The following is a 24,385-nucleotide window of genomic DNA, read 5'->3' on the forward strand; positions in this document are numbered from 1 at the left end:
CTTTTCCTGCCATGCGGCAAATTTAAGGATGTACGGCGTACTTGTCTTCGAGCGCCTTGACCTTGTTCACCCGATTTCGGTGGCGTTCGCCTTCCGAAAACTCGGTTTCGAGCCAGATCTTAACGATTTCCTGCGCAACCCCCGGGCCGATAACCCGCTCGCCCAGCGCGAGCACGTTCGAATCGTTATGCTCCCGCGTCGCTTTGGCGGAAAACAAATCGTGCACGAGCGCGCAGCGGATACCCGGCACTTTGTTGGCCGCGATGGTCATGCCGATGCCCGTCCCGCAGATAAGAATGCCTTTGTCCGCTTCACCCGCAGCCACTTTCTCGCACACTGCCAGCGCATAATCCGGGTAATCGACGGAATCGGCGCAGCTGCAGCCATAATCTTGAACCTCGTGTCCCAATGATTCGATCAGAGGCTTCAGCTCGTCCTTCAGCCGGTACCCCGCATGATCCGCACCCATTGCAATTTTCATTTTCGTGAATTCGCCTCCTCGCTAATGTCGATTTCATTATAACCCAAAACTGCGACAAAAACGAAAAAAGAGCATGACGCATGCGTGTCCGCTTGCGATGCTCTTTGCCCAGGCGACCGGCCGTATGTCCCGATGCTCCACTGTGGTTGCCCCCACTCGTCGCCAGTTACACCGGGATTCCTTCATGTATACGTTCATCATATCCGATTCTGCGCCCGGTGTAAAGCCTATCTTACCGCTTACGTGGTAACGCAAGAGGATTTAACGGGCTTCTTTCAGCTTGGCTGCGAGCTTGATCAGACAGGCGTGAATTTCCACTGCACAGCTCTCGTACTGCTGCAGCGAACCACCAAACGGATCGGCGATGTCCGGAGTGGGCAGCTCCCGCTGCAGCGTTACAATCCGGGACCGCTCTTCGTCCGTCACCGGCTTCGCCAACGCTTGCTTCAGCTGGATATCGGTCATCAGCCTTTCGACCTCGGCGATTTTCGCCGCGGCTGCCGAATCGGCTTCTACGTATTCCTTCAAGGTATGAATCTTGTCCACGGCGCCCGGAAACCGTTGAATCGTATATCTTTTGTGCGCGGAGGTCATCGTCAGGATCAAATCGGCCCACTCGACCGTTGATTGCGAGAGAGCAGCGGAATGTTGAGGCCCTGTGCCGCCGTTTGATTTTAACACGGTCGCTGCGTGCTCGGAGATCGGAGTCCCGTCATGGGCGGCTACCCCGGCGGACCGCACCTCGATCCCCGCGAGCCCCTCGTCCGCCAGTATTTTTCGCATCAATCCTTCCGCCATCGGACTGCGGCAAGTGTTGCCGGTACAAACGAACAAGATCCGGTTCATCGCATTCTCCCCTCTTTCATATCTAAAATGGTTCTCCCTATATATTACCTCAAAACCGTCCGATTTACCTCTAAATCGCCCAAGGGCGGACGCGGATCGGTTATAACAAAAATCGAATGCCAAAGGCAAACAGGATGACGCCGCCCAGCGCTTCGCCATACTCTCCCACCCATTCGCCGACCCTTCGGCCGAGCGCAAGCCCGACAACCGACATGAGCCCGCCTGCCATGCCGAACATGAGAACGGTCATGAGGACACCCCCTGCGAACATCCCAAGCGAGACGCCGACGGAGAACGAATCGATACTGACGCTAAGCGAAAACAGCATGAGCCCCCAAAAGGACCGGTGATCGTACGTCGGGGACTCCTCCGCACGCAAAGAGCTGTAAACCATGTGCGCTCCGAGCAGCAGCAACAGGATACCCCCGCAGATCGTGGCGACTTTGCCGAGCAGCGCGCTGATATAGCTGCCCGTCCACATTCCCGCGAGCGGCATCAAGATATGGAACAGGGCGGTGATGCTGCTGATTTTGGCAATATCGAGCTTGCGGATACCCCGCATGCCTATACCAAGCCCCAGCGATAACGCATCCAACCCGAGGGCCAGCGCCATAAGCCCGATGGAAATAAATTGTCCCCATAGCAGCGGCGATGCCAGATCCATGCTTCCCCTACCCCCTGTCCTCTTCTTAACCAACATATGCGGACAAGAGGGTAAACATGAATTCCATAATATGCCGCAAACGAGAGAATGCGTAAAAGGTGAACGAATCTCTTTGTAGGGCACACGGGCCGGAAGAACTAAGCTGGTGAAATGATTACACCGTTAAAATGCGGCCCCCGGCAGCCTTGCGCAGCCGGTTCATAATGGCGGCCCCGAGGCCTTCTTCGGGGCAAGCTTCGGCCGCGATGAAGCCGACCCCGGCTTCATCGAACTCGCGCAGTGCCGCGTATAGCCCATGGGCGACCGTTTCCAGGGCGTCCAAGCGGCCGCACGGCACGATATGGTCCGCGCGGAAGCGGTCCGCGTGCTCCGCGTAGGTCAATACGCCGGTGCGTTCGCCCCGCGCCCGGGCTTCGTCCAGCTCGCGCTGCATGCAGGCATGCACCCGCTCGTCCGATGCGCCCTGCACAAGCACCATTGTCCCCCGTGGCGCATAATGCGCATATTTCATACCCGGCGCACGCGGAGCGTCGGGCTCACGGTGCTCCGCCTGCGGCTCGATCACGGGAATGCCCGGCAGCGCTTCGCGAAGCTGGCCCGCCGTAACCCCGCCGGGCCGCAAAATATAAAGCGCATCGCCCGCAAATTCCACCACAGTCGACTCCAGGCCGACCCCGGCCTCTCCCCCGTCGACGATGCCCGCAATGCGACCCCTAAGATCGCCAAGCACGTGCGAGGCGGTTGTCGGGCTTGGCCGCCCGGAACGGTTCGCGCTTGGAGCGGCGATCGGACATCCGGAGGCTGCGATCAGTGCGAGCGCGACAGGATGGCCCGGCATGCGCAGCCCGACCGTGGAAAGTCCCGCCGTGACGAGCGGGGACAGCGCACCCGGCTTGACAGGCAGTACGACGGTCAGCGGTCCCGGCCAGAAGGCGTCCAGTAAACGCAAAACGGCCTCCTCCGGCGGAGCGACGAGCTCCTCCAGCTGAGACCTGTCCGCGATATGAACGATCAGCGGGTTATCCGACGGCCTGCCCTTGGCTGCGAAAATGTCCGCAACGGCCTCCGTGTTCCGCGCGTCCGCCCCGAGGCCGTACACTGTCTCGGTCGGAAACGCAACCGTTCGTCCGTTCCGCAGCAGCGCGGCCGCTTCCACTAGTGATTCCCGGGAAGGGGCTTCCGCGCTCACTTTCCACACCTTTGTTTCCGTCGTCATGTTCATTATCTTCCTTTCCTGACAGACCGGCCCGGTTGGGCCGCCGCATCAGGCAAACCACGAGCCGACTTTGTTCATGAGGTCCCATAAGAGGAAGCGCACTTCCGGCTGCGGGGCTTCCACCGGGGCCTCGGGTTGAGCTTTCGATGGAACAGAAGCTTTGCCGCTGTCCGCCGCTTTTCCGTTCCGGACCTTGGCGTCGCCTCCGGCGTTTCCCTTTTTACTCTCCGGTTTACTTTTTTTTCCGGTTTCGGCAGCGCCCTGTTTCGAAGCCGGGGCATTTTCGGTTGGAGCCGAACCGCTATTTTCCGCAGACTCTTGCGCAGCGGCGGCATACGCCGTGTTGTTCTTTTTCACGACACCCGTGTCTGCAAAGCATAAAGGCGGGAACAGCACGCACCACCAATTCTGTCCTTCGGCGGCGCCGATGGCGATGCGCAGCGCTTCGTAATCTCCTGCGGGATACACTTCGTTGTTATATACTTTAGCCGGGAACGGGACCATGCCCAGTTCCACGCGATACGTATAGTCAAAACCGTTCTTGCGCAGCGTTTCGCCGACGAGTTTATCAAGCTCGGGCAAATGGTCGCGTAAGGTTTGGCGGGCCGCTTCGATGCCTTGAGGCTCGGTTGCCCAGCTTTTCATCTGCTCCATGACGGCGTCGCGCACTTCGCGCTTTATCCATTGGTCGGCCGGGGTGTCGGAGTTGGCAAGAATGCGCAGACGGATCGCTTCCTTCGGAATCGAGCTTCCCGCTTCCGTTTCGCGCTCCGCCGCGGTGACCAGCATCGCATTGGAACGGTTCGTTTCCCAGCAGGCCAGCATCACCATAAGAGCAAAAGCCAAGTACGCATATCGTTTCCACGCAAACCGTTTGACCATCTCCGAACAGCCCCTCTCGTACTCTAGCATTTCTAGTTGTCAGTATGCTCGGGTTTGAGAGAGTTTATACTCGGGCGGAAAATAAAGTTCCACATGCTGCGCTGTAGGGCGGTTACGGGCCTAACCTGCCTGTCTTCAGGCGTGATTCTTGTTTCGAAAAGCGATTACATGCCTGTCGATCCCGGCCAAATCCGGTACGATCCGCACCTCGTCCCAATCGGCCGCCCGCTCCAATAAACGGCGCACTTCGTCCGCCTGCCCTTGGCCGACCTCGAAGCCAACTAGTGCCGGCAGCGCTGGAAGCTCGCCCAGCTGCGCCGTCAGGCGGCGGTACGGCTCCAGCCCGTCCGCTCCGCCGTACAATGCCGTCCGCGGCTCGAACAGCCGCACCTCGGGCTGCAGCCCCGCCTCATCCGCCTCCGGAATGTACGGCGGATTGGACACCACCAGATCGAGCCGCTCGCCGCGCTCGATCCATGGGCCGAGCAGGTCCCCTTCCACGAAGGTGACCCGCTCGGCCACCCCGTTGCGCTCGGCATTCGCTCGCGCCACCGCAAGCGCGTCCGGCGCGATGTCCGACGCCGTCACGCGCCACGCCGGGCACTGCAACGCGAGGCTCACCGCGATCGCGCCGCTGCCGGTGCCGACGTCTGCGACCGTCGGCGAAACCACACCCCCGGCGCCCGGCCCGGCCGCGGCCCCGCCGAAGAGCTGCCGCCCGAGCAGGACCACCTGCTCGACCAGCAGCTCCGTCTCCGGCCGCGGGATGAGCACCACCGGCGTCACCGTGAAGGGGAGCCCGTAGAACTCCTGCTCCCCGATGATGTATTGCACCGGCTCGCCGCTCGCCTTTCGCTCCAGCAGCCGCTGCCAGTCCGCCTCCCGCTCCCGCGGGAACGGCTCCGGCCAGCGGAGCAAAAGCCCGCTGCGGCTCTCGCCCAGCAGGTGCTCCAACAGCCGGCCGGCGTTGGCTTCCGGTTCCCGCACCCCGCGCTGCCGCAAAAAAGAAGAAGCCTCGGCATAGGCTTCACGTATCGTTATCCGCCGCTCGTCATGCACCGGCGTATTCTCCTTTTTCCATCTGCTCGGTCTGCGAGGCGATCGTAAGCGCTGAAACGATCTCGTCCATATCGCCGTTCAGCACGGCGTCCAGCCGGTGCAGCGTCAGGCCGATGCGGTGATCGGTCACCCGGCTTTGCGGGAAGTTGTACGTACGGATCCGCTCCGAGCGGTCGCCCGTGCCGACCTTGCTCTTCCGCTCTGCACCGTATTTTTCCATTTCTTCCTGTTGCATTTTGTCGTAAATCCGTGCGCGAAGCACCTGCAGCGCCTTCTCTTTGTTCGAGTTTTGCGACTTGCCGTCCTGACAGGTCGCCACGATCCCGGTAGGAATGTGCGTCACCCGAACGGCCGATTTCGTCGTATTGACGGACTGTCCGCCCGCGCCGCTCGAACAGAACGTGTCGACGCGAATGTCCGAATCGTTGATCTCGATGTCGAAGTCTTCCATCTCCGGCATAACCGCTACGGTCGACGTCGACGTATGGATGCGCCCGCCCGACTCCGTCGTTGGAATGCGCTGCACGCGGTGCGCCCCGCTCTCGAATTTCAGCTTGCTGTAAGCGCCCTTGCCGTTCACCATGAAAATAATCTCTTTGAAGCCGCCGAGATCGTTCATGTTGATGTCCATCACTTCCGTCCGCCAGCCTTGCGCATCGGCAAACTTGGAGTACATCCGGTACAGGTCGGCCGCAAATAGAGCCGCCTCGTCCCCGCCGGCCGCGCCGCGGATTTCCACGATAACGTTCTTGTCGTCGTTCGGGTCCTTCGGCATCATGAGAACCTTAATGCGCTCCTCAAGCTCCGTTTTGCGCTCCGACAGCTCGTCGAGCTCCATCTTTACGAGCTCCTTCATTTCATCGTCAAGCTTTTCATTCTGCATCGCCCGCGCCGCTTCATATTGTTCAGAGACGCTTTTATACTCCATATAGGCGTCGTACGTCTCCTGCAGGTCGGATTGCTCCTTGGAATATTCCCGCAGCTTCTTCGCGTCCCCCGCAACATCCGGGTCGCACAGCAGCTCACTCAATTTTTCATAACGGTCGGCCAATGCTTGAAGCCGGTCCAGCATCGTCATTCACCCTTTCTTTTGTTCCGTTTGTCGTAAGTTTGCCCGTTCCGGTTCCTTTGCAGCTCCCGCGGAGCCCACAGCCGTCTCCCGACTGCCGCTCCTCTCTCCGTTTCACCGCGGATCGCGCGGCCGAAGCAAGAGACGGTCCCCCAAGTCCCTCAGCCCAGCCTCGCTATACGTTGAAACGGAAGTGCATGACGTCGCCGTCCTGAACGACATATTCCTTGCCTTCCAGACGCAACTGTCCCTTTTCCTTCGCCGCATTCATCGAGCCGGACCCAACCAAATCTTCGTAGCCAACGACTTCCGCCCGGATAAACCCACGCTCGAAGTCTGTATGAATCACCGCCGCCGCTTGCGGGGCTTTCGTGCCCATGCGGATCGTCCATGCGCGCACTTCCTGTACGCCGGCCGTAAAATACGTATACAAGCCAAGCAGCTTGTAAGCCGCTTTGATCAGACGGTTCAAACCGGACTCCTGCAGCCCCAGCTCCTCAAGGAACATCGCCTTATCTTCACCTTCCAGCTCGGCGATCTCCGATTCGACCTTCGCGCTGATCGGTACGACTTCCGCGCCTTCCAACGCCGCGTATTCGCGCACCTTCTGCACGTACGGATTGCCTTCGGCGTCGGCCACTTCCGATTCGCTCACGTTGGCCGCGTACAGCACCGGCTTCATCGTCAGCAGATGCAGATCGCGGATCAACAGCTTCTCTTCGTCGCTGAGCTCCACGCTGCGCGCCGGTTTATCGTTGTAGAGTGCTTCTTTGATCCGTTCGAGCGTTTCGACCTCTTGCGCGTACTTCTTGTCGCCGCCCTTCATGTTTTTGCGGGAGCGGTCAATGCGCTTATCGACGGAATCCACGTCCGCCAAAATCAGCTCGAGGTTAATCGTCTCGATGTCGCTAATCGGATCGACCGTACCGGAAACGTGCGTGATGTTTTCATCCTGGAAGCAGCGCACGACGTGTACGATCGCGTCCACCTCACGGATATGAGCCAAAAATTTATTGCCCAATCCTTCGCCTTTGCTGGCGCCTTTGACCAGGCCCGCAATATCGACGAATTCGAATGCCGTCGGCACGATGCGGTTCGGATTCACGATCTCGGCCAACCGATCAAGACGCTCGTCCGGCACCTCGACGACACCGACGTTCGGATCTATAGTACAAAACGGGTAGTTCGCCGACTCCGCTCCGGCTTGCGTAATCGCGTTAAACAACGTAGATTTGCCAACGTTCGGCAGTCCGACGATCCCTGCTTTCAATGCCATGAAAAGGACAACTCCTTCAGTGTATTTCTAAGCAAATTCCTAACTTAAAATTATACTACAAAACCGGCCTTTGTGTCACCTCATGCCCGCACAGCAAAAAATACCGGCTTCGCGTTCCGCAAGGCCGGCTCTATCGTTCCGTTCTCGTTTTGCAGCCTACTCTTCCGGTTGGCCGGAAGCCTTTCTGAGCTCGTTCGCCAGCCGGTGAAATTCCGCCTGGCCTTCCGCATCGTCAATCGCCAAATATGACGCAGACAAAAAGTGGATCAGCTTATTCGCATCCTCCACACTGAGAGGCGCATCCGGCGGGTCTGGCGTAACGCTTGAAGCGTACTCGTCCGCCACGTCCTGCAGAAAATCTTCAACCGTCTTGCCAAGCAGTCTCAGCGGCTCCTTGGGGTCCGTGCGCCGTGCCGGATCAAGCATGTAATGGCCGGCAATGTCCGTCTCCGGGTTCAAGCCGTACCGGTAGCAGGCATACGCCAATACCCAAACGTATCGTTTATACGCTTCCGCCAGATTGATGCTTCCGCCGTAACAAAGCTCGACCGCACCGGCCGCATCGTTGGCATCCGCACCGTAACGGTCGTTGTCCGTCGTTACGTTATACACAACGTGATACGCCTTCTCCGGAGCCCCCGTCAAAAACGGGATGCACTCGATAATCTCCCGGTCGTCCACAAATAAATGCGCCGAAGCCGACATGTCGTTTCGGGTCCGTTCGTAATACGCTACGTTGGATGCAGCCGTCGCGCCGGGATTGCCCGTATCGTGCGCCACCATGAAGCGGCACGGGTCCAAAGCAAGAACCGGGCGGCGTTGGCTCGGCCCCGTCAAATACCGGGGAACGATCTCGTATTTCATCGTAAACGCCATGCTGTTCACCACCTCGAAGCTTTTATCTTTAAGATATGCTTCAAGCTGCCAACCAGTCCGGCGCGTTTGCCGATGAAGGCTGCGCCTTTTTTTTACTCTTCCCGTTTCTGCGCAAAATGCGTCTCCACCTGTTTTTTCAGGATGAATGCGCGCAGCGAATTGGCTTTATCCGCAGCCAGCTCGTCGAAATGGGCCCCGTAATAGCAGCCGAACTCCACCGGCTCCGTCCGTATAATTTCCGCACGGCAGTGCATAGAGAAGCCAAGGTCGAGATGCAGCTGCACCAGCGCGTCCCGGTCCAACTCGACGGGCTCTTCTATGATAAAACCGATCCCGCTGAGACTGATGTTTTTAACGATAAGCGGGATCTGCCCCTCCGGCACCTGCCAGGACCCGTCCTCGTTGCGGTACGATACGAGAGCGCCCTTTTGACTCACCTCGACCCGGGGATGCTCGCGCTTTTCCGCGAACCGGCTTAGATGCTGGGGCGGGATGATGACCATAACCGCACCCTGATCCTTGGCAACGACCGTCGACTCGAACGGGTAAAAGCCGCCCGGCGAATAAATCGTCAACTTGACCGCATCACCCAATTCGAACGCTTTGTACTCCGACATTTCGATTTCAAGAATATCCCCCTCGACGTACGTCAATGTCCCGGTGGACACAAATTTCTCTTTCTCCACTACAATTCGGCTGTTCAGCATAACCGTGCCGGAGCTGCGGTGTCTTTCTTTGGAATTGTTAAGATTGCGGGAAACAGCCGGTGTGTTCATCCGCTACGTCACCATCCTTGGTTTTAAGTGATGTCCTTGGCGCAAAAAGGCCGCCTCCCCCGTAACCGAAGAAACAGCCAGCTGATTCCGCATCTTTTCGGCGGCCAGGCTGTCGTAGTCCGTTTGCGGACCTTAGACCCTAAGCTTTGCGTCGCTGCCTTTCGGCAGGTTTGCCATGAACGAATGGTTGCAATACTTTATTATCATTATCGTATATGTCAAATCAATCAATTATAGGACAATTTACCTAATCGATACTATTTTTAGTATATCGATCACCCCATCATCATTCAACGGCATCGCTATAAATTCTTTTTTTCTTAATAATTCACAATGGGGATAACTTTGCTATTCACACCTCCAACAACCTGTGGATAACTACAAAATTCGTTTTATTCCTTGCTATTTCGACTCGAATTATCTACAATGAATTGAAAATAGTGCTTTTTATCCACAATCTTATCCACAGCATGTTAACAACGAATATTTGTTCGAGAACACACTGTGCATGCACATACGATAATCGAGGTGTCCAGCTTGTCCGCAGCATTATGGGAAGAACATTTGCCTTTTATGAAAGCCGCGATCGAAGAAGCGCAGAAAGCGGAAGCGATACGCGAAGTCCCGATCGGAGCGGTCGTCGTGCTTGGCGACGAGATCATCGGCCGCGGCCACAATGTCCGTGAAACGACGCGGGACCCACTGGCGCATGCCGAGCTGATCGCGATTAAGCAGGCGAGCGAGCATCTGAATGCCTGGCGTCTGCTGAACTGCCGGCTCTATGTTACATTGGAGCCTTGTCCGATGTGTGCGGGTGCGATCGTGCAAGCCCGAATCAGCCAAGTCGTCTTCGGTACGCCGGACCCCAAGGCTGGCTGCGCAGGCACGCTGATGAACCTGCTTCAGGAAGACCGGTTCAATCATCGGGTCGACGTGATCGGCGGGGTGATGCAGCAGGAATGCAGTGCGATGCTGACACAGTTTTTCCGCAAGCTGCGGGGAAAAGAGTGAAAGCCGGCTTCTCCATCAAACTGCCACAATTTGTGGCGGCAAAAAAGAAGCCGTCCTCTTTACATTTTCTTAGGACAATGATAGAATAAAAAAGCTTCGTGCTTAGGCACACCAACGAGACGTGGCTCAGCTTGGTAGAGCGCTTGGTTCGGGACCAAGAGGTCGCAGGTTCAAATCCTGTCGTCTCGATACTTTAAGACAAGAATTGCGGTCATGAGACCGCAATTTTTTTATTTTCTTTTACGGAAAATATGCGCTACGTCGTTTTTATGAAAAGTCGTTCCAAGATACGCCGCAAATCGTTCAAGACAATCGAGTATGCTCTCTTTCATCGGAATCGTTACGGAAATGGAATCTTCCCACCACCAATTTTTTATGGCGAGCGGAGCGCCGCTTTTATGCTGTTGAGGCTCGAATCGGGCTACGATTTGATCGCCGTAAAGGACCGGCAGCACATAGTATCCGAATTTCCGTTCCGTGGCCGGCTTATAAACTTCCCATCGGTATTCGAAATTAAATAACGCTTGGATCAGTTTGCGATCCCATAGCATATTATCCAGAGGAGCAAGAATACTAGAACGTTCCACCGCTGGATTTTCCGATAAAGCCCTGTTCAGAAGCTCCAAGTCCGTTCTTCGGATATACAGGGGATGCTCCAGATCTTCCACATGAATTTCAACGATTCTGTTCCCGCTCAATAATCTCGTAAAAGCCTCGTTTCTCTGCGGGCTCTTCATTCCGCTAATGCCAAGCCAGCCGTCGCTGGGCCGGTTCCACAGCATGCCTATACTTCCAATGCGGCGAAGCACGTTCCAATCATAGTATTGCTCGTCAGTCTGGAACGGTTCCTGTGCGCAATATAGTTCTTCTGCAATATGTCTTTCCGCCAAATCATAATATTTGCGGGTATTGACTTTATGATGAATCACGAGAAGCCCGGCGTAATTCATCCCTTCCAACGCGGCCCGGGCTAGTCTGGTCGGTCCCCATCCCCAGTCGATTTTTTCGTCAAAATGAAGATCTCCGGAGAAAAGAGCACCTCTGTTCTTGATCTCTTCGTATATTTTATCCACCGTGCTTTGACGGGCAGCGCACCAAGCCTGATATTTTTTTCGAAATTTCGAGAAATAGGGCCAATCCTCTACGGGAAAGATGGCCATGTTTTTATCCCAGTGGTCAATCAGCTGACGTTCGTTATATAACAGGTCCCGGAGCATGCTGCGATCAAAGTCCTTGACCCGGCTTTGAAGCACGAGCTCCGGATTCATCCCGACCACATTAAGAGGGTCGAACTGGATGCATCCTACACGGCGGATATAAGAAACGATCCCCTCCGTTCCGGCAAATTCAAAATCACCGTACAGTCCGTGGTAATATAATAAAAACCTTTGGGCTTGCGACTTGGTTAGTTGAATTGGGGTCAATCGTTTCACCTCGAATTATAAAAAAAACGAACTCATGTTCCTATATTATATTCCACTTTGTTCCATATTGGCAAGCCATTTTCTCAGACTGAATAAAAAAGAGCTTTGGCCCGGCATCCCGCCCGGCTTCAAAGCTCTTTCGCGCTACTCTTTAATTCTTCCCATTAGCTCGGTTATAATCCGCCAACGCCTTGTTGATTCGGGTAACCATGCTGGCGATGGCCTTGTCGATGTCCTTCTTGTCGGTGACGTAGCCCAAAATTTCTTCTTTCATCGCGGTGCTGATTTCGCTCGATACCGCATTCATCGGCTCTTGCGTATCTGGCGAGGAAGCGTGCAGCTGGTTGATAGCCGTCTTAAACAGCGGATTTTTGTCCAGATGCGCTTTCATATCCGGGAGATCGTACGTCTTCAAATTGACCGGAAAATAGCCCGTCCCGGAATGCCATACGAACTGGGTTTCCGCAGACGTGCTGTATTTCATGTATTCTCGGGCCGCATCGATCTTGGCTTTGTCGCCGCGGTCCATCGTGTATAATGCGGAGCCTCCGACAGCAACGCCGCCCTTATCGCCTGCATCTACTTTCGGAAGGAACGCCGTTCCGACTTCGAATTTCCCGCCGACGGCGTTCAGCACGCCTTTGAGCCCGGCCGTCGAATTCACGAACATGGCAAGCTTGCCTGCGGCGAATTCTTCGTTCTGATTCGTGTCCGTTCCCGTCTGGATTCCGCCGTAAGCAACCGCTTTTTTCCACTCCGTCATAAATTTCTTCATCGTCCCGTTCGAGTCGAACTCCACGGCGGTCATCGTATTGGCGCGGCCGTTTTTGTTATTCCCGATATATCCGCCCTGCATCCCGATCCAACTGGACAGATGATACAAGTCCGGCGTTCCGGAAAAGCCCCATTGGCTGGCTTGCGCACCGTTCTTCTTCGTCAGCTTGGCGGCAAACTGCCCCAGCTCGTCGATCGTCACCGGAGGCTGCTCTGGGTTCAAGCCCGCTTCCTTAAACAAATTTTTGTTATAGTACAGCAAAATGGTAGAGTTGGCAAACGGCACGCCGATGAGCTTGCCATTGTAGCTGAAGGAGGCGACAACGTTCGGCTCCAGGTCCGCTATGCGAAAAGAAGCATCTTGGTCGGCCAACGTCTGCGCCGGAACCACATAAGGGATGTCCTTCATATAAGCTGTTTCCGAAGCGGGAGACTGCACGATATCCGGCAAGTTTTTGACATCCTTGGCCTGCACCGCGGCTCTTACTTTTTTCATCAAATCGCCGTAGCTGCCTTGAAAGACAGGCGTAATGACGATGCCTTTCTCCTTGCCGACCGTATCGTTGAAGGTCTGCGCCACTTTCTTGACGACCTCTTCGTTGGCGCCGCCCATCGCGTGCCAGAAGGTCAGGTTCACCGGGCCTGTACTCGTCGTCGACGGAGCAGCGCTGCTGTCGGGTGCCGTCTTGGCGCCCGGATTCGCGCCCCCTCCGCATGCAGTCAATACGTTAAGAGCTGTCAATACGCTGACTAGGGTGATCATAGGCTTTTTCATTTAGTTATCCTCCTTGGGTAGTAGGCTAGATTGCGAATCCCTTATCCTTTTAAGCCGCCCGACGTCACGCCGAAGACAAGCTGTTTTTGGAAGAAGACGAAGACCAGGACAGACGGAATGAGGATCACGGTCACGCCGGCCATAATCGGTCCGTACACCATCCCTTCCGGGAATTGCAGCATCGTAATCCCGACCTGCACGGTTCTCATCTGCTCCGAGTTCGTCACCAGCAGCGGCCACAGGTATGTATTCCAAAGACCGATAAACGATGTAATCGTGATCGAAGATAAGACAGGCACAGACATCGGCAGCAAAATTTGTGCAAAAAACCGCAAATCGCCGCAGCCGTCCACAAACGCCGCATCTCTATAATCTCTAGGCACGGTCATAAAGTGCTGCCGCAGCATAAACATGAATACCGCTGCCACCAGCATGACGATCATGACGCCGCCGTACGTGTTGATCAGTCCCATCTGAGCGACCGTAATATAGTTGGTAATGATGAGCATGTCCCCCGGGATCATCATCGTTCCGAGGATCAGCAAGAACCATCCTTTCTTCCAGCGGAACTCCATAAACGCGAAGGCGTACGCCGCCAAGCTGCTCGTAACCAACCGCCCGATGGTACCGACAACCGCAATCAGGAACGAGTTCCACATAAACGTGAAGATCGGCGTCGAGGAGAATACCGTTTTGTAATTATCCAAAAATAACGCGCTGGGAAACAGCCTGGGCGGGTAGGAGCCGAGATCGGAAGGACTCATCAAGCTGACTCCGATGCAATAAATGAGCGGGAAAATGACGACCAAGCCCACCAGCATGGAGATCACGGTCACTCCCCAATCGTACAGCCGCTTCACTGCCATCATGTGTAATGCACCCCTTTCTTCTCGTACGCGAAGGTGATCAGCGTAAAGATCATGACGATGAAGAAAATGATGACGGCGATGGCGCTTCCGTAGCCGTACTTGCCCTTCTCGAAGGCTTCCGTGTACATCCAGTACACCATCGTCTCCGTGGCGCCCAGCGGCCCGCCTTTGGTCAGAATCGATACGGGACCGAACACCAGCAAGGAGCCGATCAAGTCGGTGCATAGCAGAAAAAACAACGTCGGCGAGATAAGCGGCAGCTTGATTTGAATGAGCTTCTGTATGTAGCTGCTTCCTTCCATCTCGGCCGATTCCAGCAGCTCCTGCGGGACGTTCCTAAGGGCAGCCAGCAAAAATAAGAAGCTGAACCCGATGCTCATCCACACCGAGATGATCGCAATGCCCGTGAGCGCATATTTTTCATCGCCGAACCAGTTCAAGCCCAGTCCGGTAATATAGTTGAACATCCCGATTGTCGGATTCATGAGCAGTTGGAAGATCATGACCGCCGACGACATGGAGACGGCCATCGGCAAGGCGAACATCACTTGGTAAATACGGCTGCCTTTCCTCGCCTTCTCCGCCAGCAGCGCCAAGGTCAGCGTGATCAACAGCGTAGCGGGCACCGTCAGAACGGTGAATTGCAGCGTATTCAGCAATGCCCGGAGCAGCCGCTCATCCTGGAAGGCTTCGACGAAGTTTTCCAATCCCACAAATTCCACCGGATTGCCGAGCATGTCCACCAGGGTAAAACCCAAAACCATCGTTTTGACGAAAGGGTAGTAGTTGAAAAGAAGCACCAGTACGACGCAAGGCAGAATAAACAAATAGGGCTTCAGCATCCGACCGATTTTGCTGCCGGTCTGCTTGCGGGCGACTGCTTTAAACGTCGGCTTGGAAGCGTAAGAAGCGTTCGGATTCATCAAGATTCCTCCCCTCCCGAGCCGCCGTCCGACAGCACTTCTCCGATGGGCTCCCTCCATAATTCATGCGTACCCATCGACACGGCTACCGCTCCGCTTTGCAGCGCCTCTCTGATTTGCTCCCGGGTTTGGATCAAGCCGCCCGCAATAATCGGGATATTCGTCTCCTGCCGGTACACGCGAATGTATTCAGGCAGCAGCGCAGGCATGATCTCAATCGCATTCGGCTGAGTTTCCTGCACCGATTTGAGACCCGATTTGACCGAATCGCTATCGAATAAAAACACCCGCTGAATCGTAAGCAGGCCCTCCTTCTTGGCGAGCTTGATCAGCTGATTTCTCGTCGTCACAATGCCGTCAGGCTTGACGCAGGTGGCCAGAAAAGCCATCCCTTCGCTATCCTGACTTAGCCCTCCGAGTCGTTCAACGTGAAGAAATACGGGAATCCTGTTCTTTTTGTACAAGTCTACAAAGCTTTTAATATTGCCGATGTTGCCGATCGAAAGCACCACCGCGCCGACTTGAGCCTTCGCAGCCTTCTCCAGCGTCTTGTGCTCCTTAACCGATGCAATCATCCGGCTTTGACGCAGCCTTTCCAAAAAATCCAGATCCTGCATACCCTTCAGCCCGCCTTTCTGATACAAAAAAACCTTAAATAGACTTTTTCAACCCTGCAGCTTCGGGAAAAAATCTAATTAAGGTTTCTCCATGTGACTCCAACCTATCGGATTTATTTACTTGTTCGTTTACAGCATACCCCTCGTATGTTAGAGCAAGTTTAACCCGGTCTAAAGATATTGTTAACGCAAGTATCGGCGGCATGAGAAAATCGCTATACTCGTTCTTTCCGTACCGTTTCATGTATAATGAAAAACGAAAAAGCTACATGATCGTGGAAAAGGAGAGCCAAAATGGAAGTTGTTGTTTCTAAAGCGGCGGCGGAGCAAAAATCCGTCTTGCGAAATTTGCTGGAGCTGTATAAATACGATTTTACCGAATTCGATCCGGAAGATGTGAACGAACACGGCCTATTCGAATATCCGTACCTGGATCATTATTGGACGGAGGAAGGAAGACATCCTTTCCTCGTTCATGTGGACGGGAAGCTGGCCGGGTTTGCCTTGATTCGAGAATTGGGATCGGATGAACGGGTGTATTCGGTCGCTGAATTTTTCGTCATGAAAAAATACCGCCGGCACGGCGTCGGGCGGAAGCTGGCTTTTGATTTGTTTAACCGGTTTCCGGGTCAATGGGAAGTGGCGCAGATGGAGGAGAACGAGCCGGCCCAGACGTTCTGGAGACGAATTATTGACGAGTATACGAAGGGCAGCTATCAGGAGATGACGAGAGACGATTGGGAAGGACCCATTCAAACCTTTCGGTCGCTGTCGTAAAAAATAGCGGCCCTCTCCTTTTCAGCTTTCGGAGAGATAGCCGCTGAATCAATGCTAAATGGACCGTAAATAAACGGTCCATTTAGGGGATAGTCGGAACGGAAGCTCCCTCTGCTAGGCTGCTGCCAGCACGCCCCCGTGAAAAATAATCGGCTCAGCGTACCTGCGCGCGACGGTCTTATGAGCGGCCCCCTCTGCCCTTTTTATTTCCGCGCAGAAGCCGGATACCCCCTCCAATCAGCAGCACCGAGATGACGAACGTCTGAAAATACTGATTGAACCATAGCATAACCTGCCGCTGCAGTTTTTCGGAAAGCCAAATATCCAGCGTACTCAGCAGCACGCGATCTAGCAAATAGTACGCCCCCAGCGCAAGCAATCCGTATCCGAGCCACCGCTGATGATGCAGCAGCCAGCCGACAACCGGTACATCCCTTAATTCCTCACGGCCGACCTTAGACACCATCTGAAGTGCGTCGAAGAAGCTGAAAAACCACAGGATCGGAATCAGGAACATGAACAGCGACAGCCGCATCACATCCATGATATAGATGCAGAACAGAAAGGCCGCCATGAGCTGCAGGCCGCGCTTCTGCAGGCCCAAGTACATATGCCCCGCCCCGGGGAAAATCGAGAGCAGCGTAGCCAGCGTTTTATTCTTTTTGCCCGACTCCCGGCTCTCTTGAAATTCTTCAAAGATCGTCCGGTCCGTCAGGACCTCTCCCCGCTCCTTCCGTCCATACTGCTGCACGCAGTCAAACATGCAGTACAACCAAATGACCGGCAGTGCGCCGAGGAATACCAAGAATACGTCGCGGTGCGTAATGACGCTGAGGAAGAAGATCATCACCGTCAGTCCGAAGAACAAGACCATAAAGCCGAGCCCGCGCTGCATAAGCCCCAGGTGGAGATGGCCAAGCCCCGGAACGAAAGAAAGCACAATGGTGCGAAACCGGTCGTTCATCGGAGCCGAGGCCTCATGCGACCAAGACCGGTAGCTTCCATCTGCAGGTCCATAGGGCTGGTCTTGCGCGATGTGGGATTGCCGATAAGCTGGAGGACGTCCGCCCCGGGTGAGCAGAAAGAACACCATATCGAGAACGTTTACGACGGCAATTGCAAGGGCAATTAACAAAATGAAGAACGCGTCGCGCCCTCCGTATTGCGTACCGAGAATGAAGGTCAGCAGCAGCAAGCCAAAAAATGCAAACCCGTATACCAACCCCCGGAATACGCGTCCTATATACAAATGGCCTAGTCCGGGAATGAACGACAGCAGAAACGCCGCCACCGGACTTTTATATGTGTTCATCGGGTACCTCCTCTTTCATGTTTCGGTTGAATGGAATCGAGCAAGCCGATCGTTTTCTCCAGTAAGATTTCGGAGAACGGAACGTAGGTTTCCGTCCGATCGGACGCGGAATAGGACATGCGGCCGGGCTCCGGATGGCCCATGAGCGAGTGGAACACGCCGGTACTCATTAAAAGCAGCGTGATGGCCGCAGCAACAGCATAATGGAAGAAGGGACTCTGCGTCCAGGGGATACGTCGTTTGCTCTCTGCCGGTTGGTTCGCCGGAGTATCTTCGGCCTCGGAAGCCAGCGGCTGCTCTTCCGTCCAACGCTGCATGACCGCAGCGGCAAAAGCATCCGTATCCGGTAGTGCCGGCAAGCTGTCGGCATGTTGCCCTATACACTCCATGTACAGCTCCAAGCAGGCGTCGCAGCCGTCCAGATGCGCCTCACAGCGCTCCCTCTCCTCCGGCGGCAACTCATCGTTCACATACTGCATCCAAATGTTCAGCGGCCTGTGTTGATTCATTCCCACTCCTCCTCCTTCCAAACCTTCCGCATATACTGCTTTGCCCGGTACAGCTTCGATTCCACCGTTTTGATCGCGACCTGCTGCTCTTCGGCGATCTGTTGATAGCTTTTTTCCTCGATATAAAAGGCGACCACGACATCCCGGTAATTTTCCGGCAGATGATCCAGACGTTCACGAACGTACGTACTTCTCTCGCGTCGAATGACCTGCGTCTCTACGGGACTGCTCTGGAGCGGCTCGGGAGGCGAGTGTCCCTCCCAGTCATCCGTTAACTCTTCTTTCTTGCGGTCCTGCGACCGTTTGAAATCGATCGCTTTATTGACGGCGATTCGCGTGAGCCAAGTTTTGAATCCTTGGTACCGGTACTGGGGGAGAGACGCATATATTTTCAGCAGCGCTTCCTGCGTGACGTCTTCTGCATCTTTCGTCGAACGCAATACCCCGTAGACCGCTTGGAACAAATAATTTCCGTATTTGTCCACCAGTTCACGGAAAGCATCCGCGTCGCCCGATACAATGCGCGCAATCCATGCTTCTTCTGTAATCGTTCTCCCCCTCCCTTCTCTGCGAATAGACGAACCGGGGCTAATCAAACCCTGCATTATTTTTTCGAAACTTGAAAAAAATATCTTTTTATTGTAACGATCTTCTCGGGAAGGAACAATGGAAAACAAAATAAGAGCCGGACAACGCCCGGCTCCTGTAACCTGCTATGAATCATTAAATGCAGCATATCAGCCCGCTGCGGCTTGAGACGTTCCTCGGCTCCATTCGTACTAATTGCCTTGAGATGATTGCTGGGGGATCAGCTTATCCAGCGAACCGCCTCCGACCGGCCGGTAAGCGATATTTTGCAAAGCTTGCTCGCCCAAACGCTCTTTCAATTGCTGCTTGTATAAGCTGGCCGGCGTCACATGCTGACCATGCAATTCCCAGTAAGCATCCTTACGGGGCCTTGTGTCGTAATCCGTATCCGGCAAAAATCCGGGAACCTTCTCTCCGACATGGCCGATCGCATAGTTTTGGGCCGTCGGCGGCTGCTGGCTCGTCAGCTTTCCTTCGGTATTCCATGTCACATAGTTCGCTCCCGCCCAGCCGTGGCCGCTTCCCAGCCAACCTCTGTCCCGGATCATGATCGGGGATTTGATATTGTCGAACAGCCCGCCGACCGACCATCGATGATGCGGCTCGCTTGTGTTGTAGTCGATCCGGCTCTCGCCTTCGAGAAATACGTTAGGCCCCTGTACGCGGCTATCCACCACATAGCCATGCCTTGCCGTCTCCGCATACGTGCGCTGCACCAAATTTTGCTGCCCTTGAATATAATAGGCATAACGTCGTCCGCCTGTAATAATGCTGACCATATCGAACACTTTGGAGTCCTGTACGGTTACCCATTTCGCGTTGCGGCCCATTTGCACCAAAGCATAGGCCAAGTGGTATCCGGTCACGTCCCGGACCCAGGCATTTTTCACGCTGTTCATCATGACAAAGCGCTCGGTATGCTTCTCATCGGCATAATACGGATCGGTCTTTCCGTTATCCATGGCCGTATCGATGACTGCCGGGTCAAAAGCCGAATCCGCCCGCAGCTTCTCTACGCCAACCTTTTCGATCCGCTCGTCGTCATTGTATTTATAGAGCTGTCCGCCGCCCCAACGAAGCTCGATGCTGTTCGCCAGCGGCGCGTCCACCGTAATCTCATTGCCGTTAATGCCGGTAATGACGCGGTCAAAATCGAGGTTGAACGGCCCCCATTGACTGACGGTGCCTCCCGGCCGTTTATAAATATAATCCATGCCGATTTCGGTAATAAAACGGGCATTGCCGATCCGGCGCACGATCACTTTATCGCCTACTTTATAGGCGCCGGCGTCTTTCACGTGAAACGTTTTCGCCCCGGAAGGGACATACAGGTCCGTAACGTCCGTCATGGAGGCGTTATCGATGACCGGCCCTTTGGAGGAGCCGATTTCGATCAGATTGCGCGGTTTGTTCCCCGAGCCGAACAGGAGCGTACCTCCTTCGTCCTGCCCTTCCCCACGCAGCACGACGCCGCTCGTCCGAACGTAAAGCGTGCCTTCGATCTCGTAGCGTCCTTTCTTCAGCAGTACCGCTCCGCGGAAGCCGTCGGGCCCTACCGGCATTTGGGACACCTGATCGATCGCTTGCTGGATTCGCGCCGTAGCGTCGCCTTCTCCCGGCTCGACGGTTACCCGGGCCTGTACGTCTGGAATTTGGACCCCGCCGCCCATATACCCGGCGTTCGAGAAATCGATCACCCGGTTGCCTTTATAGTCCGGGACATACACAAGCTTGCCGTCAGGCCCCATATACGCAATGCTTCTCTGCCCGCTCGGAATCACAGCCGAATCCATCGCCGTAAAATAGAACACGTCATAGGCCGGAGGCAGGCCTTCTCTTTGCAGCGTCAGCCGGATCTCGTAGCTTCCGGGTTGATCGGCTTTGAGCGGAAGCTTCACGTTCTTCGTCTCCGACTTGTTCACAGCTGCTTTCGGAATCACCGCAACAGGCTGACCGTTCCGAATCACGCTCCCGCTCACATCCAGCTTCACGTTCGCCTGCACCGATACGGCCGGAAAATCGTCACCGGGCTGAAGTACCGCAGGCTGGCCGATCTCCGTTTTCATACGGGGATGAGTGAGCGAAGTATTCGCAATCAAAGCTTCCGCCAAAAACTCGTTCGGATCTTTCACCAAAATCCAAATATCCGGGGTAGTCAATGTCAGGTCTTTGTTCACTTTCACTTCCGTATACACGGTGCTCGCTCCGACTTGAAGCGCATTAACGGTTCCGTTCTGCTCCACCGTGATGAACTTCGTATTCGTTTTTAGCGTTTTATTATACTTGGACAAGTCGACGATCTCGTCGTTCTTTCGCTTTCCTTTCAAGTTCAGCGACAGCGTCCTCGACTCGCCCTTCTTCAGCTCAATCACTTCGTTTGCGGCATAAGGCCGCCCGTTCTCTTTAACGAAATAAACGCTTGCCAAGTCCGCCGGAACGGCCGGTTCCTCCGGATTCGGTCCCGGATCGTCTCCGCTTTCCCGGTAAACGCCCCATTCGAACAAATTGACATTGCTGTTCTTACTAAGCGTGATATCCAGTTTCACGTATCGTGCAGAGGCATCCTTAAACCGGATTTTATCCTGCGCGGTCAAATCGCTTTTCTTGGACGCAACCTCTTCCCAGGTCGTACCGTCCGACGACACAAGTGCGCTTACGGCCGACACCATGTCCACACTCCGAAACGACACCGTAAATGTATTGAACGTCTCCGCCTTGCCCAAATCCGCCGAGATCCACACATTCATATCCTCCCGGTCTTTCGCCAAGGGCTGCCAGAACGTCGAGGCATCGCCGTCGACGGCGGCTGACCCCGGTCCGGTGGAGCTTGCTTGCGAGCTTGTTTGGACCGGCTTATTCCGTACCAGATTGACTGGTTGTTCTGATGCCTCCGCTTTCATAGCCGGCATTCCAAGCGTTACGGCCAGGATAAAAGAAAGGGGGAAACCTGTCCACTTGCGCCAAGCCATCATGCATACCACCGCTTTCATTGAATTTTTGGAAAACGCTTGCAAGAAGAACATACCAAACTTTTCCTTGTGTAGAACATGTGCTAATTTATGCTCCGCCTGTATATTTTTTCGTTTTACCTTGTAGCCCGTCAACGGAGATCGACTTTATTCCCTTTGCACGGTATGGTATAATGAGTATTGCTTGAATTGAGTCCCCGTAGCTCAACAGGATAGAGCAGTCCTCTCCTAAAGGACCGATAGAGGTTCGAGTCCTCTCGGGGACGTATAATACCTATGTAAGATCCGACGACATAAAAAGCAGAGGCCCTGAAGAGGACCTCTGTTTTTTATGCCCGTGCAGGCGTGCATCAAAAAACGTCCCTCAAGCCATACTAGCGTTGAGGTGACGCCGATGGTCAGCAAGAACGATTCGGACGAAGAGATCTACATTTTCAACAACGAAGCGATTAATGATGTCAGGCCGGACGCCACCGGCGAACTGGGCTCTTCGAAACAAACGGATGTCTCTGAAACGCCAAAAAACGAACCAAACGAGCAAGTTTGATAACAGCCAAGAGCCTGTAGTACGAATTCGTTTCGTGCCGCAGGCTCTTGTTCTTCATTCGGTTAAAATGAGAGGGCCGTCACGGGTAATGGCAATCGTATGCTCGAATTGCGCCGACAGGCTGCCGTCGTACGTTCTGGCGGTCCATCCGTCGAAGTCGATAAACATCTCATGCTTTCCCGCGTTGATCATCGGTTCGATTGTAATCACCATGCCTTCCTCCAGCAGAAATCCGCGCCCCGGCTTGCCGACATGCGCAAAGGAAGGCTCTTCATGCATTTCTCGGCCGATGCCGTGTCCGACCAAATCGCGAACGATCGAAAAGCCCGCCTGCTGAGCGTGCTGCTGCACCACATGCATGACGTCCCCGATTCGATTGCCGACAATGGCTTTGGGGATGGACAGATCCAAACACTCCTTCGTGACGCGAACCAATCGCTCCGCTTCCTCCGATATTTTTCCGACGGCATACGTACGGCAAGAATCGGCCATCCACCCATCGTAGCTGCAGACAATATCCATCTTTAAGATATCCCCCTCCTGCAGCGGCTCTTCGTTAGGAAAGCCGTGGGCAATGACATCGTTCACGGAAGCGCACGTGGCGAACGGATATCCTTTATAACCCTTGGTCACTTGCTTGGCGCCATGCTCGTTTATGAACCGTTCGGCAAAATCATTGATTTCAAGCGTCGTCAGCCCGGGACGAACCATCTTGGCGATTTCTTGGTGGCACTTCGCCAAAACGGCTCCGGCTTTGGCCATTAAAGCAATTTCTTGTGGTGTTTTCAAATGAATCATCAGACCACTCCTCCCTCCGACGATCATTGATTGCGTGCGACGTGGGCAGGCAACAGTCGGTTTCTAACTATTTTACGACGATTCCCCTTGTCCTGCCACTCAGGCCAAGATGAACGCTTGTTCGATTACAAATCCACGCAATGCCCTGTGCATTATGACGCAAAAAGTGATTAATATCACGCAAAAAATGCATTCTCTTTTGTTGCGCACTATGGTAAAATAAGGTTTCAATCACAAAATCGAGGTGGACATGATGCCGGCAAACAGCTGCTATTACATCATTTATGATGAATACTCCATTTCCATTTGTACCATGTTGGACGATGTATGTGATGCGATAGCAGGCGGGTCTTTGTTATACGGGTATACGGATAATGAAGAAATGGCTCACTTGTTATTAAACGAATGCTTTCTTAGGGTGGAGAGAGAAAAAAACAATCTATAACTATGTAATATAAAAACAACAGCCTCTTACAAAAAGTAAGAGGCTTATTTGTGCTACCCTTCTCCGTTATTTTGGCGGCTATGGTTCTGATTTTTTACTTTTTTCGAACCGGACAAAGGAACATTCGGCTGACGGCTCTCTTCCCGGTTGTGCCTCCCGCTAGGGGGGTTAACCGGCTGTGGAATATCTTTAGGCATTGTTGGCCTTCTCCCTTCAGTCGATATCGGACATCGGCTCGTGAGGCGGTTTATCGTGGTTCAAGGCATCCTGGTGCCGATGATCGTTGGTTTGCTGCTGCATTTGTTGAGCTTGATGGCTGGTTACCGTCGTTTTGTCCAAATCCTTCACGACATTTTGCAAATTTTTATCGACACTGCTTTTATTTTGAGTCATGACTTGACCTTCCTCCGTTTTAGCTATGCGTAAAAGCATGAAGCTGCTGGGCACATTCGTGGATATGCCTTACATAATCGTCCACAAGCGTTTGAATGACGTCAGTCCGCTCATCGACAGCTGTACCTTCCCTCTCAACGTCGATCAACTCTACCTGAACTTCCCGGGAATCGACATACGTACATTTAAAATCGAAACTGTAATTGCTCCGTCCGGCTGTCGCGATATGAATCCGAATGACGTTCGCTTCCGCTTCATCCGCCTTCACTTCCGCACGGTCCGAGGCGTTTAGGACGGTCGGCAGCGTTCTCGCCCAAGCTTCCGCCAAACGTTGGTTGTCCACTTGCAAGCTGTCCTTTTTGCTCATGAGTCACACCTCCATGGTTGTTAACATGCGAAGTCCGCGACCTTCTTATACCAAGGACGAAGCAGCAAAAAAAACCATCAAAAAAGACCCCTTATTTGGGGTCGTATACTTGTATGTATGGCGGAGAGGGTGGGATGCGTCA

The 24,385-nt window shown here is 54.3% G+C and carries 26 protein-coding genes, 2 tRNA genes and 2 riboswitches; of the genes, 5 read left to right on the forward strand and 23 right to left on the reverse strand.

What is annotated here, in order from left to right; all coding sequences use genetic code 11:
* Positions 1 to 22: 22 nt before the first annotated feature.
* From rpiB to PEL01S_RS30495, 10 genes are all read right to left on the reverse strand, one after another.
* Complete coding sequence (rpiB, locus tag PEL01S_RS30450; protein ID WP_010500448.1) at positions 23 to 481, reverse strand: ribose 5-phosphate isomerase B; 459 nt, start codon at positions 479 to 481, stop codon at positions 23 to 25.
* 99 nt (positions 482 to 580) lie between these two features.
* Positions 581 to 661, reverse strand: a riboswitch (ZMP/ZTP riboswitch).
* Between the two features lie 81 nt (positions 662 to 742).
* Positions 743 to 1,327 carry a low molecular weight protein arginine phosphatase gene (locus tag PEL01S_RS30455; RefSeq protein WP_127462900.1) on the reverse strand — a complete coding sequence of 195 codons (585 nt, stop codon included), beginning with the start codon at positions 1,325 to 1,327 and terminating at the stop codon, positions 743 to 745.
* A 100-nt stretch (positions 1,328 to 1,427) separates the two neighbouring features.
* Positions 1,428 to 1,991 (reverse strand): manganese efflux pump MntP, encoded by a 564-nt coding sequence (locus PEL01S_RS30460; RefSeq protein ID WP_127462901.1) that lies wholly within the window; start codon positions 1,989 to 1,991, stop codon positions 1,428 to 1,430.
* Positions 1,992 to 2,145: 154 nt separating this feature from the next.
* Entirely contained in the window at positions 2,146 to 3,207 is a 1,062-nt protein-coding gene (locus PEL01S_RS30465) for an L-threonylcarbamoyladenylate synthase (RefSeq protein ID WP_164824341.1), read from the reverse strand.
* Positions 3,208 to 3,255: 48 nt separating this feature from the next.
* On the reverse strand, positions 3,256 to 4,089 hold the full coding sequence (spoIIR, locus tag PEL01S_RS30470; protein WP_127462903.1) for a stage II sporulation protein R: 834 nt from the start codon (positions 4,087 to 4,089) through the stop codon (positions 3,256 to 3,258).
* A 135-nt stretch (positions 4,090 to 4,224) separates the two neighbouring features.
* Positions 4,225 to 5,148 (reverse strand): peptide chain release factor N(5)-glutamine methyltransferase, encoded by a 924-nt coding sequence (gene prmC, locus PEL01S_RS30475; RefSeq protein WP_127462904.1) that lies wholly within the window; start codon positions 5,146 to 5,148, stop codon positions 4,225 to 4,227.
* Positions 5,141 to 6,220, reverse strand: coding sequence for a peptide chain release factor 1 (gene prfA, locus PEL01S_RS30480; protein ID WP_036683139.1), 1,080 nt, complete (start codon positions 6,218 to 6,220; stop codon positions 5,141 to 5,143). The genes prmC and prfA overlap by 8 nt, the downstream gene beginning before the upstream one ends.
* Positions 6,221 to 6,392: 172 nt before the next feature.
* Positions 6,393 to 7,493, reverse strand: a complete 1,101-nt coding sequence (gene ychF / locus PEL01S_RS30485; protein ID WP_063183421.1) for a redox-regulated ATPase YchF — start codon at positions 7,491 to 7,493, stop codon at positions 6,393 to 6,395.
* A gap of 156 nt (positions 7,494 to 7,649) precedes the next feature.
* Positions 7,650 to 8,369: a peptidoglycan recognition protein family protein gene (locus PEL01S_RS30490; RefSeq protein WP_127462905.1), complete on the reverse strand. Its 720-nt coding sequence runs from the start codon at positions 8,367 to 8,369 to the stop codon at positions 7,650 to 7,652.
* Positions 8,370 to 8,461: 92 nt separating this feature from the next.
* Positions 8,462 to 9,145 (reverse strand): flagellar brake protein, encoded by a 684-nt coding sequence (locus PEL01S_RS30495; RefSeq protein ID WP_127462906.1) that lies wholly within the window; start codon positions 9,143 to 9,145, stop codon positions 8,462 to 8,464.
* A gap of 96 nt (positions 9,146 to 9,241) precedes the next feature.
* A riboswitch (cyclic di-GMP riboswitch) is annotated at positions 9,242 to 9,330 on the reverse strand.
* 352 nt (positions 9,331 to 9,682) lie between these two features.
* Here PEL01S_RS30495 and tadA point away from each other — a divergent pair.
* A complete protein-coding gene (gene tadA / locus PEL01S_RS30500) occupies positions 9,683 to 10,156 on the forward strand; it encodes a tRNA adenosine(34) deaminase TadA (RefSeq protein ID WP_255320176.1) in 474 nt (157 codons plus the stop codon).
* A 115-nt stretch (positions 10,157 to 10,271) separates the two neighbouring features.
* Positions 10,272 to 10,345: transfer RNA gene (locus tag PEL01S_RS30505), tRNA-Pro, on the forward strand.
* Between the two features lie 41 nt (positions 10,346 to 10,386).
* On the opposite strand, the gene PEL01S_RS30510 is transcribed toward PEL01S_RS30505, so the two are convergent.
* The 5 genes from PEL01S_RS30510 to PEL01S_RS30530 form a co-directional block, all read right to left on the reverse strand.
* Complete coding sequence (locus PEL01S_RS30510; RefSeq protein WP_127462907.1) at positions 10,387 to 11,580, reverse strand: winged helix-turn-helix domain-containing protein; 1,194 nt, start codon at positions 11,578 to 11,580, stop codon at positions 10,387 to 10,389.
* Positions 11,581 to 11,731: 151 nt separating this feature from the next.
* Positions 11,732 to 13,129 (reverse strand): ABC transporter substrate-binding protein, encoded by a 1,398-nt coding sequence (locus tag PEL01S_RS30515; protein ID WP_127462908.1) that lies wholly within the window; start codon positions 13,127 to 13,129, stop codon positions 11,732 to 11,734.
* A gap of 41 nt (positions 13,130 to 13,170) precedes the next feature.
* Complete coding sequence (locus tag PEL01S_RS30520) at positions 13,171 to 13,998, reverse strand: carbohydrate ABC transporter permease (RefSeq protein WP_127462909.1); 828 nt, start codon at positions 13,996 to 13,998, stop codon at positions 13,171 to 13,173.
* A complete protein-coding gene (locus tag PEL01S_RS30525) occupies positions 13,995 to 14,921 on the reverse strand; it encodes a carbohydrate ABC transporter permease (protein WP_127462910.1) in 927 nt (308 codons plus the stop codon). The genes PEL01S_RS30520 and PEL01S_RS30525 overlap by 4 nt, the downstream gene beginning before the upstream one ends.
* Positions 14,921 to 15,538, reverse strand: coding sequence for a glycerol-3-phosphate responsive antiterminator (locus PEL01S_RS30530; RefSeq protein ID WP_127462911.1), 618 nt, complete (start codon positions 15,536 to 15,538; stop codon positions 14,921 to 14,923). Before PEL01S_RS30530 ends, PEL01S_RS30525 begins: the two co-directional genes overlap by 1 nt.
* Before the next feature lie 294 nt (positions 15,539 to 15,832).
* Here PEL01S_RS30530 and PEL01S_RS30535 point away from each other — a divergent pair, with 294 nt between their 5' ends.
* Positions 15,833 to 16,315 carry a GNAT family N-acetyltransferase gene (locus PEL01S_RS30535; RefSeq protein WP_063183443.1) on the forward strand — a complete coding sequence of 161 codons (483 nt, stop codon included), beginning with the start codon at positions 15,833 to 15,835 and terminating at the stop codon, positions 16,313 to 16,315.
* A 178-nt stretch (positions 16,316 to 16,493) separates the two neighbouring features.
* On the opposite strand, the gene PEL01S_RS30540 is transcribed toward PEL01S_RS30535, so the two are convergent.
* The 4 genes from PEL01S_RS30540 to PEL01S_RS30555 form a co-directional block, all read right to left on the reverse strand.
* On the reverse strand, positions 16,494 to 17,627 hold the full coding sequence (locus PEL01S_RS30540) for a hypothetical protein (RefSeq protein ID WP_063183446.1): 1,134 nt from the start codon (positions 17,625 to 17,627) through the stop codon (positions 16,494 to 16,496).
* On the reverse strand, positions 17,624 to 18,136 hold the full coding sequence (locus PEL01S_RS30545; protein WP_127462912.1) for an anti-sigma factor family protein: 513 nt from the start codon (positions 18,134 to 18,136) through the stop codon (positions 17,624 to 17,626). Before PEL01S_RS30545 ends, PEL01S_RS30540 begins: the two co-directional genes overlap by 4 nt.
* Positions 18,133 to 18,741, reverse strand: a complete 609-nt coding sequence (locus PEL01S_RS30550; RefSeq protein ID WP_231884774.1) for an RNA polymerase sigma factor — start codon at positions 18,739 to 18,741, stop codon at positions 18,133 to 18,135. The genes PEL01S_RS30545 and PEL01S_RS30550 overlap by 4 nt, the downstream gene beginning before the upstream one ends.
* 174 nt (positions 18,742 to 18,915) lie before the next feature.
* Positions 18,916 to 21,747, reverse strand: coding sequence for a discoidin domain-containing protein (locus PEL01S_RS30555; RefSeq protein WP_127462913.1), 2,832 nt, complete (start codon positions 21,745 to 21,747; stop codon positions 18,916 to 18,918).
* A gap of 139 nt (positions 21,748 to 21,886) precedes the next feature.
* Between PEL01S_RS30555 and PEL01S_RS30560 the strand changes: the two genes are divergently transcribed.
* Together PEL01S_RS30560 and PEL01S_RS30565 are read left to right on the forward strand one after the other, a co-directional pair.
* A tRNA-Arg gene (locus tag PEL01S_RS30560) sits at positions 21,887 to 21,959 on the forward strand.
* A gap of 65 nt (positions 21,960 to 22,024) precedes the next feature.
* Positions 22,025 to 22,240, forward strand: a complete 216-nt coding sequence (locus PEL01S_RS30565) for a hypothetical protein (RefSeq protein ID WP_127462914.1) — start codon at positions 22,025 to 22,027, stop codon at positions 22,238 to 22,240.
* 54 nt (positions 22,241 to 22,294) lie between these two features.
* Here PEL01S_RS30565 and map read toward each other — a convergent pair whose 3' ends face one another.
* The 4 genes from map to PEL01S_RS30590 all read right to left on the reverse strand — a co-directional run bounded on the left by map (position 22,295) and on the right by PEL01S_RS30590 (position 24,243).
* On the reverse strand, positions 22,295 to 23,038 hold the full coding sequence (gene map, locus PEL01S_RS30570; RefSeq protein WP_010500475.1) for a type I methionyl aminopeptidase: 744 nt from the start codon (positions 23,036 to 23,038) through the stop codon (positions 22,295 to 22,297).
* A 498-nt stretch (positions 23,039 to 23,536) separates the two neighbouring features.
* Positions 23,537 to 23,680 carry a small acid-soluble spore protein P gene (locus PEL01S_RS30580; RefSeq protein ID WP_010500477.1) on the reverse strand — a complete coding sequence of 48 codons (144 nt, stop codon included), beginning with the start codon at positions 23,678 to 23,680 and terminating at the stop codon, positions 23,537 to 23,539.
* A gap of 16 nt (positions 23,681 to 23,696) precedes the next feature.
* A complete protein-coding gene (locus PEL01S_RS30585; RefSeq protein WP_127462915.1) occupies positions 23,697 to 23,876 on the reverse strand; it encodes a hypothetical protein in 180 nt (59 codons plus the stop codon).
* Between the two features lie 19 nt (positions 23,877 to 23,895).
* Positions 23,896 to 24,243: a hypothetical protein gene (locus PEL01S_RS30590; RefSeq protein WP_010500479.1), complete on the reverse strand. Its 348-nt coding sequence runs from the start codon at positions 24,241 to 24,243 to the stop codon at positions 23,896 to 23,898.
* Positions 24,244 to 24,385: the final 142 nt, after the last annotated feature.

Origin of the sequence: Paenibacillus elgii NBRC 100335, assembly GCF_004000865.1 — a bacterium.
Taxonomy (GTDB): Bacteria; Bacillota; Bacilli; order Paenibacillales; family NBRC-103111; genus Paenibacillus_G; species Paenibacillus_G elgii.